This window comes from Streptomyces sp. NPDC005262 (assembly GCF_042872425.1).
Classification (GTDB): domain Bacteria; phylum Actinomycetota; class Actinomycetes; order Streptomycetales; family Streptomycetaceae; genus Streptomyces.
Genome location: NZ_JBIAKK010000001.1, coordinates 870940 through 884007 on the forward strand (window position 1 = coordinate 870940; position 13068 = coordinate 884007).

Here is a 13068-nt window from a genome sequence, read left to right on the forward strand (position 1 = left end):
ACGTCGTGCGCCTCCCCTTCCTGCTCACGCTGCCCCGGGTACTGCGCCACAGCGCCACGATCGGGGCGGACCTGCCGCCGGACGAGGCCGTGGTCGTCGACCCGCCGGACGCACCGCTGCGGGCGGCACTGACGGCGGCCACCACGGGCGACCACGGCCCCGCCCGTGACCTCCTCGCCGCGACCCGCGCGCACGCCCAGTGGGAGCTGAGGGACGGGTACGTCACGCGTCTCGCCGAGGCCGCGCTCCACAACCCCGGCTGGCTCAACGCGTGGCTGGACGCGGCGCCGGAGGATCCGGACGCGGCCCTGGTCAAGGCCGAGCTCTGTATCGATCAGGCCTGGGAGATACGTACGGCGGCCCGCGCCCAGCATGTCTCGCGCGACCAGTTCCAGGCCTTCTTCGCGCTCCTGGAGGACGCGGCCCCGGTGATCGGCGCGGCGGCCGAACTCAACCCGGCCGACCCGGTCCCCTGGCGCATCGCCCTCACCCACGCACTCGGCAGCCAGGCCCCGCGTGACGTCTTCGACGACTACTGGGCCGAGGCCGTCGCCCGCGATCCGCACCACTACGGCTGCCACGCCGCGGCCCTGCAGTACCTGTGCGCGAAGTGGCACGGTTCGCACGAGGAGATGTTCGCCTTCGCCGAGAGCGCGGCCGACACCGCCCCGCCCGGTTCGAAGCTGCACGCGCTGCCCCTGTCGGCGGCGCTGGAGTACGAGGTCCTCACCACCGGCCCGACGGCCCCCTCCGCGGGCCCCGACCCGTTCGCGCCCCGCGTGGCGGCCGCGGTCACCCGCGCTCTGGCCCTCTCCGCCGAATACGCCACGGGCAGCCGCGAGGCCGCCGGCTTCCGCAACCAGCTGGCTCTGATGCTGCTGCGCCAGGACCGCTGGCACGACGCCCTCGACACGTTCCGCGCCATCGGCACCGCCGCCACCAAGTACCCCTGGGCCTACTTCGGCGACGACCCGCGTCAGGAGTTCCTCGAGACCCGCTCCGGCGTCCGCATCCATGTCGCGACCAGGACCCCGTTCTTCGCCCGCCCCTCGAACCCCCACTCCGTACCGGCCACCGGCTGGACGGCGGACGCCCCCTGCGCGCTCGCGATAGCGGCCGCCCGCCCGGAGGAAGTGGCGCAGGCCGCGCTGATGTGCGGCATCTCCCTGCGTACGGCCCCGGCATCGGCGACGCACACCTACATCGAGGCCGTCCCCGACCTCAAGCCGGCCAAACGCTCGGTCCTGTCCACGGAGGACCGGCTGACGACGGCGGCCGACAACTTCACCACCGGTGAGAAGTGGCCCACGCTGGTGCTGCGCCGCACCCCCGAGCGCTGCGGCTTCACCGTGTTCCACAAGGGCAGACCGCTGGCAGCGCACGAGTGGAACACCACGTCCCCGGCTCCCGACCACACCACGGTCACCGCCACGGCCGCCACGCTGTCCCGGCTCTACGCCGTCGCGGACCCTCGCCCGCTGACCCACATCCTCCGCTCCACCGGCAATCCGCCCCGGCACCAGTCCGACCTGCTGGCCGCCCTGGCCCTCCCCCCGCTCCCCGCGGACTTCGGCACCCGCCCGGAGATCCTGGACACCCTCCCCGGCGCCCGGGTCCTCAGCCGTCGCGGACTGCTCGCCGGGATGCGCGACACGATGACGACGGAGGACGGCAGCCACCCACCGGCCCCCGGCACCTACGAACCCCGCCCGGCCCGCTGGTGGCTGCTTCGCGTCCTGGGCCTGCCGCTGTTCACGGCGGCCGCGGCCTACGCCTGGTGGACCCCGGGCATCGGCCCGGTCCGGTCGACGCTGTCGACGCTCACCGCTCTGTTCCTGGCGGGACAGCTCACAGCAGCATGGCGCCGACGGCGGGCACATGCGGGGACGACGACGTCCCGCTGAGGCCGGTCCGCGTCAGCAGCACCCGCGTCCCGGCAGCGACCGTACATTGCGCGCCTCCTTGTTGCGCGCGGCAAGCAACTCATCGGCCGGGTAGGCGACTTCCTCCAGCGTCAGGCCGTGCGGCCGCACGACATGCACTCCCGGATCCCGCACCCCGGCAGCCAGCACCTGGGCGGGCCACGGGTCGGGGCGGCGCCCGTCACCCACGAACAGCATCGCCCCCACCAGCGCACGCACCATGTTGTGGCAGAAGGCATCGGCCTGCACGGTCCCCGTGACGACCCCGGTCTCCGCGTCCCGTAGCCAACTCAGCTTCTGCAGCGTACGGATGGTCGTCGCGCCCTCGCGCTTCTTGCAGTAGGCGGCGAAGTCGTGCTCCCCGAGCATCCGGGCCGACGCCGCATTCATCGCGTCCACATCCAACGGCCGGTCGTGCCAAAGCACATGACCACGCGTCAGCGGATCGGTCCCACCTGGCCGGTCGGAGATCCGGTATGCGTACCGCCGCCACAACGCGGAGAAGCGCGCGTTGAACCCCACCGGAGCCTCGGCCACCCGCCAGATCCGCACGTCGGGTGCCATCCGCCCGGCCATCCGCCGCAGCAGCAGTTCGCCGTGCTCGGCCCACACCTCGGCCGGCAGGTCGACATGCGCGACCTGGCCACGGGCGTGCACCCCGGCGTCGGTGCGCCCGGCGACCGTCAGGTCGTACGTCCGCGACGACCTCGTCACGGTCCGCAGCGCGTCCTCGATCTCCCCCTGCACCGTGCGCCGGGCGGTCTGCTTCGCCCAGCCGGAGAAATCCTTGCCGTCGTACGCAAGGTCCAGCCGTACCCGCACGAACCCGGGCTCTACTTCGTCACTCACCCAACGATCCTCTCAAGCCTGAACATACGGAACGGGCCCGCCACCGCCCCGAAGGGTGGTGCGGGCCCGTCCAGTGGTCTCAGAACGCTCAGGCGTCCTTGGACTCCTCCGCCGGAGCGGCGTCCTCGGTGGACTCGGCCGGGGCCGCGTCCTTCTTGAGGGAGTCTTCCTTGACCGCACGCTTGGTCGCGGCCTCGGCCTCACCGGTGGCCTGCTGCGCCACGGTCAGCGCCTCGACCAGCTCGATGACGGCCATCGGGGCGTTGTCGCCACGACGGTTGCCGATCTTGGTGATGCGCGTGTAACCACCGGGGCGGTTCTCGTAGCGCGGGGCGATCTCGGTGAAGAGCGTGTGCACGATGCCCTTGTCCGTGATCGACTGCAGAACGAGGCGACGGTTGTGGATGTCGCCCTTCTTCGCCTTGGTGATGAAACGCTCGGCGACCGGACGCAGGCGGCGGGCCTTGGCCTCGGTCGTCGTGATGCGGCCGTGCTCGAACAGCGACTTCGCGAGGTTGTTGAGAAGAAGCTTCTCGTGCGCGGCGCTGCCGCCCAGACGGGCACCCTTTGCGGGACGCGGCATGGTGTTTCTCCTTGTGTGCTGCACCGGCCGTATCAGGTACCGGTGTCAGTTCCCGTGAAGCGGCCGCCTCACGGAAGATCATGGGCCGTCGGGGCTCATCGAGCCCGTCCGGCGATCGAGGCCGGAGCCTCACCCCGGTCGGGGCGCCCGGAAATCCGGACGCACCGACCGGAGGCGTACTAGTACTGCTCGGTCTCGACGAAGCCCGCGTCCGCGTCGTCGTCGGCGCCGAAGGCGTCGGCAGCGGCGGTCGGGTCGAATCCGGGCGGGCTGTCCTTGAGCGCCAGGCCCATACCGGCCAGCTTCGCCTTGACCTCGTCGATCGACTTCGCACCGAAGTTGCGGATGTCGAGCAGGTCGGCCTCGGAACGAGCGACGAGCTCACCCACGGAGTGGATGCCCTCACGCTTGAGGCAGTTGTACGAACGGACCGTGAGCTCGAGCTCCTCGATCGGCAGCGCCAGATCGGCGGCGAGCGCGGCGTCCGTCGGGGACGGGCCCATGTCGATGCCCTCGGCATCGATGTTGAGCTCGCGCGCCAGGCCGAACAGCTCGACCAGGGTCTTACCGGCCGACGCCATGGCGTCACGGGGACGCATGGCCTGCTTGGTCTCGACGTCGACGATCAGCTTGTCGAAGTCGGTGCGCTGCTCGACACGGGTCGCCTCGACCTTGTACGTGACCTTGAGCACCGGCGAGTAGATGGAGTCGACCGGGATACGGCCGATCTCCTGGCCCGCCTGCTTGTTCTGGACGGCGGAGACGTAGCCGCGACCGCGCTCGACGGTCAGCTCCATCTCCAGCTTGCCCTTGCTGTTCAGCGTGGCCAGGACCAGGTCCGGGTTGTGGACCTCGACACCGGCCGGCGGGGCGATGTCAGCAGCGGTGACCAGGCCGGGACCCTGCTTGCGCAGGTACATCACGACCGGCTCGTCGTGCTCCGAGGAGACGACCAGCTGCTTGATGTTGAGGATGAGGTCGGTGACGTCCTCCTTGACGCCCGGCACGGTGGTGAACTCGTGCAGGACACCGTCGATCCGGATGCTGGTGACAGCAGCGCCGGGGATCGAGGAGAGGAGCGTACGGCGGAGAGAGTTACCGAGGGTGTAGCCGAAGCCCGGCTCCAGCGGCTCGATCACGAACCGGGAGCGGAACTCGTCAACGACCTCTTCGGTCAGCGAGGGACGCTGAGCGATAAGCATGCTTGGATCCTTCAGTCGTGGGCGCCCACTATTTGACGCCCCCAGATACTGACAAGGGTACGGGCGGCACGACCCGAAAGAGCCGTACCGCCCGGACCCACGAGCTCTCCTACTTGGAGTAGAGCTCGACGATCAGCTGCTCCTGCACCTGGGTGTCGATCACCTGGCGCTCGGGCAGGGAGTGCACGAGGATCCGCATCGTCGACGGCACGGCTTCGAGCCATGCCGGAACGGTGCGCTCGCCGGCCTCGGCCTGGGCCACCTGGAAGGGGGTCAGGGCCTTGGACTTCTGGCGGACCTCGATGACGTCGTTCGCGGCGACGCGGGCCGACGGAATGTCGGTCTTCGTGCCGTTCACGGCGATGTGTCCGTGACGCACCAGCTGACGGGCGTGGTCGCGGGACTTGGCGAAGCCGGCCCGGTAGACCACGTTGTCGAGGCGGGTCTCAAGGATGCGCAGAAGGTTCTCACCGGTCTTGCCGGACTTCTGGTTCGCTTCCTTGTAGTAGTTCACGAACTGCTTTTCAAGGACACCGTAGATCCGCGAGCACTTCTGCTTCTCACGAAGCTGAAGAAGGTACTCGCTGTCCTTGGTGCGCCCGCGTCCGTGCTCACCCGGGGGGTAAGGACGGATCTCGATCGGGCACTTCGCGCTCTCGCACTTGCTGCCCTTAAGGAACAGCTTCTGCTTCTCCCGACGGCAACGCTTGCAGTCGGCCCCGGTGTATCGCGCCATTTTCCAGTTGTCTCCGTTGCTTCAGTGCGTCAGACGCGACGGCGCTTGGGCGGCCGGCATCCGTTGTGCGGAGTGGGGGTGACGTCCTGGATCGAACCGACCTCGAGGCCCGTGGCCTGGAGGGAGCGGATCGCGGTCTCGCGGCCGGAGCCCGGACCCTTCACGAAGACGTCGACCTTGCGCATGCCGTGCTCCTGCGCGCGGCGGGCGGCCGACTCGGCGGCCATCTGCGCGGCGAAGGGGGTGGACTTGCGCGAGCCCTTGAAGCCGACGTGTCCGGCGGAGGCCCAGGAGATCACGTTGCCCGCGGGGTCCGTGATCGAGACGATCGTGTTGTTGAACGTGCTCTTGATGTGCGCGTGGCCGTGAGCGACGTTCTTCTTTTCCTTGCGACGCACCTTCTTGGCTGCGCCCTGACGACCCTTGGGGGGCATGTCTTGACTCCAGATGGAGAGGGGAGGTGATCGGTCCTACAGCGAAGACCGCTGGATGCTGCAACGGCCCGGGGATCCGGACTGCCGCAGTGCGTCCGCTGAGGACTACTTCTTGCCCGGCTTCTTCTTACCGGCGATCGCGCGACGCGGGCCCTTGCGGGTACGAGCGTTCGTGCTGGTGCGCTGGCCGTGGACCGGAAGGCCACGACGGTGACGCAGACCCTGGTAGGAGCCGATCTCGACCTTGCGGCGGATGTCGGCCTGGATCTCGCGGCGGAGGTCACCCTCGGTGCGGAGGTTGGCGTCCACGTACTCGCGGATCTTGACCAGGTCCTCTTCGGCCAGGTCACGAACGCGGGTGTTCGGGTTCACACCCGTGGTGGCAAGGATCTCCTTGGACCGGGTGCGCCCGATACCGAAGACGTAGGTGAGGGCGACCTCCACGCGCTTTTCGCGCGGGATGTCAACACCTGAAACGCGTGCCATTCAATGGCTCCAGTTGTTATTTCGGGGGTCTTCCGCAGTGCCACTCCCGACCGCCGACCGCTCCGTGGAAGGAGAGGTGGTACGTCCGGGTCTCCGGCCCCCGCCGGAGGTGTCGTCAGCCGTGGCTTGGACGGGCTCTGCGTATGTACGTATTACGTGCGTCGCGCGAAGTACTGCGAGATGCAGGGGGTCGTGCGTCAGCCCTGGCGCTGCTTGTGGCGCAGGTTGTCGCAAATGACCATGACCCGACCGTGACGGCGGATCACCTTGCACTTGTCGCAGATCTTCTTGACGCTCGGCTTGACCTTCATGGGATGTCAGGTTCTCCGGGTCAGTGCCACCGCCCTGCCGAAACAGGGCGTGAGCAAGATCTACTTGTATCGGTAGACGATCCGGCCACGCGTCAGGTCGTACGGAGAGAGCTCCACCACGACCCGGTCGTCCGGGAGGATTCGGATGTAGTGCATCCGCATCTTGCCGGAGATGTGCGCGAGGACCTTGTGACCGTTCTGGAGTTCCACCTTGAACATGGCGTTCGGGAGGGACTCGATCACGGTGCCCTCAATTTCGATGGCACCTTGCTTCTTGGCCACGCTTCGCCTTTCGAATCGGCTACCTTGATCGACCCTCTGCCCCGTATGTGGACACACGGATGCACGAGAGCCGACGAGTCAGTCTACGTCAGCGGACCCCAAAAGACGAATCCGTCAAGTTTGCCCACCAGAGTAGATCCTTAGACCTGCCGGGACACGGGTTCTCGGCCCAGCGGGTCCGGCGCGGCTTCGAAGCCGGACCCTCCTCCACGCAGCCCTCGCGGGCTCGGCGCCGGGGCGCCTCACAGGCTTCGGCCGGCTGCGCCGGACTCCGTCCGCCGGCTGAGCGATCAGCCCAGCGGGTCCGGCGCGGCCTCGACGCCGTACTGCGCGAGCTTCGCGCGGCCGCAGTCGGGGGCCGTCAGGACCAGGGGGCCCTCCTCGGTGAGGGCGATCGAGTGCTCCCAGTGGGAGGACCACGTGCCGTCCGTCGTGATGACCGTCCAGTCGTCCTGGAGTACCTCGGTCTGCGCCGTACCGAGCGAGACCATCGGCTCGATCGCCAGGCAGACTCCGGGCACGAGCTTGATGCCCTTGCCGCGCTTGCGCGCGACATAGTTCAGCAGGTGCGGGTCCATGTGCATCTCGGTGCCGATGCCGTGGCCACCGTAGTCCTCGATGATCCCGTACTTGCCGGTGGCCGGGCGGGGCTGGCGGCGGATATAGGACTCGATCGCCTTCGAGATGTCGACGAGGCGGTTGTTCACCTTCATCGCGGCGATCCCGGCCCACATGGACTCCTCGGTCACCCGGGAGAGCTCGATGAGCTCCGGAGCGTGACCGGTGCCGACGAACGCGGTGTACGCGGCGTCGCCGTGCCAGCCGTCGACGATCGCGCCGGCGTCGATGGAGATGATGTCGCCGTCCTTGAGGACGGTCTTGTCGTCCGGGATGCCGTGGACGACGACCTCGTTGACCGAGGTGCAGATGGTCGCGGGGAACCCGCCGTACCCGAGGAAGTTCGACTTCGCACCGTGGTCGGCGATCACCTTGCGCGCGACCTGGTCCAGGTCCTGGGTGGTGGCACCGGGCACCGCCGCTTCCCGCGTGGCCGCGTGAATGGCAGCGACCACCAGCCCTGCCTCACGCATCTTCGCGATCTGCTCAGGGGTCTTGATCTGCACCATTACGCGGCGCCTCTCTGCATCGGACGGGTATCGAAGGGTGACGGGTGCTGCGGCGTACTCCACGATACGGCGCGAACAGAGCCGGCCGCGGCGCCCAAGGACGCCGCGGCCGGCTGTACAGCTACTACGAGTGCTTCCTCAGTCCTCGCCGGACTTGTCGAGGGCCTCCATCGCCCGCTCGGTCACGTCCGTGACCTTGCCGAGCGCGGAGATCGTGACCACCAGGCCCTGGGACCGGTAGTAGTCGATGATCGGCTCGGTCTGCGTGTGGTAGACCTCGAGCCGGGTACGAACCGTGTCCTCGGTGTCGTCGTCGCGCTGGTACAGCTCGCCGCCGCAGATGTCGCAGACACCCTCGGTCTTCGGCTGGTTGTACGTGACGTGGAAGACGTGCGAACCGTCGTTCCGGCAGATGCGGCGGCCGGCAATGCGCTTGACCACCTCGTCCTCGGGGACCTCCAGGTCCAGGACCGCGTCCAGCTTGGTGTCCTCGTCCTTGAGCATCGCGTCAAGGGCCTCGGCCTGTCCCACGTTGCGGGGGAAGCCGTCGAGGAGGAAGCCGTTCGCGGCGTCCGGCTGGGCCATGCGGTCCTTGGCCATCCCGATGGTGACCTCGTCCGGCACCAGCTGGCCTGCGTCCATGTAGGCGCGGGCCTGCTTGCCAAGGTCAGTGCCCTGGCTGATGTTGGCGCGGAAGAGGTCGCCCGTGGAGATCTGCGGAATCGACAGGTTCTTGGCAAGGTACGCAGCCTGCGTTCCCTTGCCGGCACCGGGCGGCCCGACGAGGACGATTCGCATCAGCGGAGGAACCCTTCGTAATTGCGCTGCTGGAGCTGACTCTCAATCTGCTTCACGGTCTCCAGACCCACACCCACGATGATGAGGATGCTCGTCCCGCCGAACGGGAAGTTCTGGTTAGCGCCACCGAAGCCTGCCAACGCCATCGTCGGCACCAGAGCGATCAGACCCAGGTACAGCGAGCCCGGCCAAGTAATCCTGTTGAGCACGTAGCTCAGGTACTCGGCAGTAGGTCGACCAGCCCGGATACCCGGGATGAAGCCACCATACTTCTTCATGTTGTCGGCGACTTCCTCGGGGTTGAACGAAATCGCCACATAGAAGAAGGCGAAGAAGACGATCAACAGGAAGTACGCCGTGATGTAGTACGGGTGGTCGCCCTTGACGAAGTGATCCTTGATCCATGTGGCCCAGCCCGCCGTGGAGTTGGAGAACTGGACGATCAGGGCCGGGATGTAGAGCAGCGAAGAAGCGAAGATGACGGGAATCACACCCGCCTGATTCACCTTCAGCGGGATGTACGTGGACGTACCCCCGTAGGACCTGCGGCCGATCATGCGCTTCGCGTACTGCACCGGAATCCGGCGCTGGGCCTGCTCGACGAAGACCACGAGGGCCACCATCACGAAGCCGACCAGGATGACGGTGCCGAACTCGATCCAGCCATCGGCCAGCTTGCCGCTCTGCTTGATGGCCCACAGGGCGCCGGGGAAGCTGGCGGCGATCGAGATGAACATCAGGATCGACATGCCGTTGCCGATACCGCGGTCGGTGATGAGCTCACCGAGCCACATGACGGCTGCGGTGCCCGCGGTCATCGTGACCACCATGACGATGGTCGTGAAGATGGAGTGGTTCGGGACGATCTGGTCGGCGACCGGGCAGCCGCTGAACAGCGCGCCGCTGGTGGCGGTGGCCACCAGGCCGGTGCCCTGGAGGATGGCGAGCGCGACGGTCAGATAACGCGTGTACTGCGTGATCTTGGCCTGGCCGGACTGCCCCTCCTTCTTGAGCGCCTCGAGTCGGGGAATGACCACGGTCAGCAGCTGAAGAATGATGCTGGCCGTGATGTACGGCATGATGCCGAGCGCGAAGATCGTGATCTGCAGCAGTGCACCACCGCTGAACATGTTCACCAGGCCGAAGAGGCTGTTGTTGCCCTTACTTGCCTGGTCAACACAGGTCTGGACGTTCTCGTAGCTCACTCCCGGTACCGGGATGTGCGCCCCGAGCCGGTAGAGCACGATGATGCCGAGCGTGAAGAGCAGCTTCTTGCGCAGGTCGGGCGTCTTGAACGCCCGGGCGAACGCGGTGAGCACGGTGCCTCCTGCGACCCCCGCGCAGAGCGAGAGGTGACGGTCTTGAGGATCGACGAATACGTAACAGTCAAAGATTCCCGGGCGTGTGCCCAGGGGTTACCACAGCAACAGTGCTGGCCACCTTACCGGCGACCATGCCCCCCTAGGAACGACCAACCGGGGATGCCCCAAATAAGAGGCATCCCCGGTCGGATGTTCAGGCCATCGAGTTGTCCGAGTTGTCTCAGACGAGCTCAGTGACGGTGCCGCCGGCGGCGGCAATCTTCTCCTTGGCGGAGCCGGAGACGGCGTCAACCGAAACCTGCAGCGCCACGGAGATCTCGCCCTGTCCGAGGACCTTGACGAGGTGGTTGTTGCGCACCGCACCCTTGGCGACCAGGTCGGCCACGGTGACCTCTCCACCCTCGGGGTAGAGCGTCGCGAGCTTGTCCAGGTTCACGACCTGGTACTCGGTGCGGAACGGGTTCTTGAAGCCCTTGAGCTTCGGGAGACGCATGTGGAGGGGCATCTGGCCACCCTCGAAGCGCTCCGGAACCTGGTAGCGGGCCTTCGTGCCCTTGGTACCACGGCCAGCGGTCTTACCCTTGGACGCCTCACCACGACCCACACGGGTCTTGGCGGTCTTGGCGCCCGGGGCAGGCCGGAGGTCGTGGGCCTTCAGCGGGTTGTTCTCCGCCATGTCAGTCGACCTCCTCAACCGTCACGAGGTGGCGGACGGTGTGCACCATTCCGCGGAACTCGGGGCGGTCCTCCTTGACAACCACGTCGTGCAGGCGCTTGAGCCCGAGCGAACGAAGGGTGTCGCGGTGGTTCTGCTTGCTACCGATGTACGACTTCGTCTGCGTGATCTTGAGGCGAGCCATTACGCACCCGCTCCCGCACGTGCACGAAGCAGAGCCGCGGGGGCGACGTCCTCGAGGGGCAGACCACGGCGAGCCGCGATCTCCTCGGGACGCTGCAGGCCCTTGAGGGCCGCCACGGTCGCGTGCACGATGTTGATCGCGTTGTCGGAGCCGAGCGACTTCGACAGGATGTCGTGAACGCCGGCGCACTCCAGAACGGCGCGCACCGGGCCACCGGCGATAACACCGGTACCGGGGGAAGCAGGCTTCAGCAGGACGACGCCCGCAGCCTTCTCGCCCTGGATCGGGTGAGGAATGGTGCCCTGGATACGCGGAACCTTGAAGAAGTTCTTCTTGGCTTCTTCCACGCCCTTGGCAATGGCCGCGGGAACTTCCTTGGCCTTGCCGTAACCGACACCGACGGTGCCGTCACCATCGCCCACCACGACCAGCGCGGTGAAGCTGAAGCGACGACCACCCTTCACAACCTTGGCGACGCGGTTGATCGCGACAACGCGCTCAACGTACGCGGTCTTCTCGGCGGCAGCTGCGCCGCCGTCACGGCCCTTCCGGTCCCGCCGCTCGCCGCCACCGGCACCGCTTCCGCGGCGCTGGGGTCCAGCCATTGGATTTACCTCTCTCTGTTACGTCCGCTGTGCGTAGGAACCGGGGCTTAGAACTTCAGCCCGGCTTCACGGGCGGCGTCAGCCAGAGCGGCAATCCGCCCGGCGTACTGGTTGCCACCGCGGTCAAACACGACGGCCTCGACGCCTGCAGCCTTGGCACGCTCGGCGACCAGGGCGCCGACCTGCTTGGCCTGGGCGCTCTTGTCACCCTCGCCACCACGGATGGACACGTCCAGGGTCGACGCCGACGCGAGCGTGTGGCCCGCGATGTCGTCGATCACCTGAGCGACCATGTGGCGGTTGGAACGCGTCACGACCAAGCGGGGACGCTCCGGCGAACCGGAGATGTGCTTGCGGACGCGAATGTGGCGACGCTTGAGGGCAGCGCGCTTGTACGCGTCACCCTTGGCGATCTTTACGCCGTATGCCATGGCTACTTACCAGCCTTTCCGACCTTGCGGCGGATGACCTCGCCGGCGTACTTGACGCCCTTGGCCTTGTACGGGTCAGGCTTCCGCAGCTTGCGGATCTTGGCCGCGGTCTCGCCGACCTTCTGCTTGTCGATGCCCTCGACGGAGAACTTCGTGGGGGACTCCACCTTGAAGGTGATGCCCTCCGGGGCCTCGATCAGGATCGGGTGGCTGTAGCCCAGGGCGAACTCCAGGTTGGAGCCCTTCGCCTGGACTCGGTAACCGACACCACTGATCTCGAGCGCCTTGGTGTATCCCTGGGTCACACCGGTGATCATGTTCGCCACCAGCGTGCGGGACAGGCCGTGAAGGGCCTTGTTCTGACGCTCGTCGTTCGGGCGGACGACGTTCAGGACGCCGTCCTCACCCTTGGTGACCTCGATCGGCGACGCAACGGTGTGCGAGAGGGTGCCCTTGGGGCCCTTCACCGCGACCGTGCGGCCATCGATGGTGACGTCCACACCGGCGGGAACCTGGATGGGGAGCTTGCCGATTCGCGACATGAGCTATTCCTCCGTTCCCGACTACCAGACGTAGGCGAGGACTTCCCCACCTACGCCCTTCTTCTGAGCCTGCTGGCCGGTCAGGAGACCGTGGGACGTGGAGATGATCGCCACGCCCAGGCCGCCGAGGACCTTCGGCAGGTTGGTGGACTTTGCGTATACACGCAGACCCGGCTTCGAGATTCGCTTGATGCCGGCGATCGAGCGCTCGCGGTTCGGGCCGAACTTCAGCTCGAGGACGAGGTTCTTGCCGACCTCGGCGTCCTCGACCTTCCAGCCGGTGATGAAGCCCTCCTGCTGGAGGATCTCCGCGATGTGCGACTTGATCTTGCTGTGCGGCATCACGACGGAGTCGTGGTACGCCGAGTTCGCGTTACGCAGACGCGTGAGCATGTCTGCGATGGGATCAGTCATGGTCATGAATTGGCCTTCGGCCTCTCTCGCCGGGGTTTCCTGTATGCGCCATCCCTCTCCCCACTCAGTGGCGGGACGGGTGCGGTGCGGGGACCTACGGCGTAGTAAGTCGGTCTTGGGCGGCAGGCGCCCAACCCCACAAGCCTACGGCATGTGAGGCCGGG

The 13068-nt window shown here is 67.1% G+C and carries 18 protein-coding genes; 1 reads left to right on the forward strand and 17 read right to left on the reverse strand.

Features of this window, described 5'->3' with window-relative positions; all coding sequences use genetic code 11:
• Positions 1-5: 5 nt before the first annotated feature.
• Positions 6-1904: a hypothetical protein gene (locus tag ACFYP5_RS03835; protein WP_389030114.1), complete on the forward strand. Its 1899-nt coding sequence runs from the start codon at positions 6-8 to the stop codon at positions 1902-1904.
• Between the two features lie 12 nt (positions 1905-1916).
• Here ACFYP5_RS03835 and truA read toward each other — a convergent pair whose 3' ends face one another.
• The 17 genes from truA to rpsH all read right to left on the reverse strand — a co-directional run bounded on the left by truA (position 1917) and on the right by rpsH (position 12910).
• A complete protein-coding gene (gene truA / locus ACFYP5_RS03840) occupies positions 1917-2771 on the reverse strand; it encodes a tRNA pseudouridine(38-40) synthase TruA (protein ID WP_389030117.1) in 855 nt (284 codons plus the stop codon).
• A gap of 88 nt (positions 2772-2859) precedes the next feature.
• The gene (rplQ, locus tag ACFYP5_RS03845) at positions 2860-3354 is read right to left on the reverse strand and encodes a 50S ribosomal protein L17 (protein ID WP_030914180.1); all 495 of its coding nucleotides are present in this window, start codon (positions 3352-3354) and stop codon (positions 2860-2862) included.
• A 179-nt stretch (positions 3355-3533) separates the two neighbouring features.
• Positions 3534-4556, reverse strand: a complete 1023-nt coding sequence (locus tag ACFYP5_RS03850; protein ID WP_030914177.1) for a DNA-directed RNA polymerase subunit alpha — start codon at positions 4554-4556, stop codon at positions 3534-3536.
• Positions 4557-4665: 109 nt separating this feature from the next.
• Positions 4666-5292 (reverse strand): 30S ribosomal protein S4, encoded by a 627-nt coding sequence (gene rpsD, locus ACFYP5_RS03855; RefSeq protein ID WP_030914174.1) that lies wholly within the window; start codon positions 5290-5292, stop codon positions 4666-4668.
• Between the two features lie 29 nt (positions 5293-5321).
• Positions 5322-5726 carry a 30S ribosomal protein S11 gene (rpsK, locus tag ACFYP5_RS03860; protein ID WP_006376016.1) on the reverse strand — a complete coding sequence of 135 codons (405 nt, stop codon included), beginning with the start codon at positions 5724-5726 and terminating at the stop codon, positions 5322-5324.
• Between the two features lie 105 nt (positions 5727-5831).
• Positions 5832-6212: a 30S ribosomal protein S13 gene (gene rpsM / locus ACFYP5_RS03865; RefSeq protein WP_389030120.1), complete on the reverse strand. Its 381-nt coding sequence runs from the start codon at positions 6210-6212 to the stop codon at positions 5832-5834.
• A gap of 197 nt (positions 6213-6409) precedes the next feature.
• Positions 6410-6523, reverse strand: a complete 114-nt coding sequence (gene rpmJ / locus ACFYP5_RS03870; RefSeq protein ID WP_003956441.1) for a 50S ribosomal protein L36 — start codon at positions 6521-6523, stop codon at positions 6410-6412.
• A 60-nt stretch (positions 6524-6583) separates the two neighbouring features.
• Positions 6584-6805: a translation initiation factor IF-1 gene (infA, locus tag ACFYP5_RS03875; protein ID WP_003956442.1), complete on the reverse strand. Its 222-nt coding sequence runs from the start codon at positions 6803-6805 to the stop codon at positions 6584-6586.
• A gap of 290 nt (positions 6806-7095) precedes the next feature.
• Positions 7096-7932, reverse strand: a complete 837-nt coding sequence (gene map, locus ACFYP5_RS03880; RefSeq protein ID WP_389030123.1) for a type I methionyl aminopeptidase — start codon at positions 7930-7932, stop codon at positions 7096-7098.
• A gap of 138 nt (positions 7933-8070) precedes the next feature.
• Entirely contained in the window at positions 8071-8730 is a 660-nt protein-coding gene (locus ACFYP5_RS03885) for an adenylate kinase (protein ID WP_389030125.1), read from the reverse strand.
• Complete coding sequence (gene secY / locus ACFYP5_RS03890) at positions 8730-10049, reverse strand: preprotein translocase subunit SecY (protein WP_030914158.1); 1320 nt, start codon at positions 10047-10049, stop codon at positions 8730-8732. Before secY ends, ACFYP5_RS03885 begins: the two co-directional genes overlap by 1 nt.
• Positions 10050-10272: 223 nt before the next feature.
• Entirely contained in the window at positions 10273-10728 is a 456-nt protein-coding gene (gene rplO, locus ACFYP5_RS03895; protein ID WP_037688017.1) for a 50S ribosomal protein L15, read from the reverse strand.
• 1 nt (position 10729) lies between these two features.
• The gene (gene rpmD / locus ACFYP5_RS03900) at positions 10730-10912 is read right to left on the reverse strand and encodes a 50S ribosomal protein L30 (RefSeq protein ID WP_018550611.1); all 183 of its coding nucleotides are present in this window, start codon (positions 10910-10912) and stop codon (positions 10730-10732) included.
• Positions 10912-11517 (reverse strand): 30S ribosomal protein S5, encoded by a 606-nt coding sequence (gene rpsE, locus ACFYP5_RS03905; RefSeq protein ID WP_030914151.1) that lies wholly within the window; start codon positions 11515-11517, stop codon positions 10912-10914. Before rpsE ends, rpmD begins: the two co-directional genes overlap by 1 nt.
• Positions 11518-11564: 47 nt before the next feature.
• The gene (gene rplR, locus ACFYP5_RS03910; RefSeq protein WP_030914149.1) at positions 11565-11948 is read right to left on the reverse strand and encodes a 50S ribosomal protein L18; all 384 of its coding nucleotides are present in this window, start codon (positions 11946-11948) and stop codon (positions 11565-11567) included.
• Between the two features lie 2 nt (positions 11949-11950).
• Complete coding sequence (rplF, locus tag ACFYP5_RS03915; protein WP_030914145.1) at positions 11951-12490, reverse strand: 50S ribosomal protein L6; 540 nt, start codon at positions 12488-12490, stop codon at positions 11951-11953.
• A gap of 21 nt (positions 12491-12511) precedes the next feature.
• Positions 12512-12910: a 30S ribosomal protein S8 gene (gene rpsH / locus ACFYP5_RS03920; RefSeq protein ID WP_005313538.1), complete on the reverse strand. Its 399-nt coding sequence runs from the start codon at positions 12908-12910 to the stop codon at positions 12512-12514.
• Between the last annotated feature and the right edge of the window lie 158 nt (positions 12911-13068).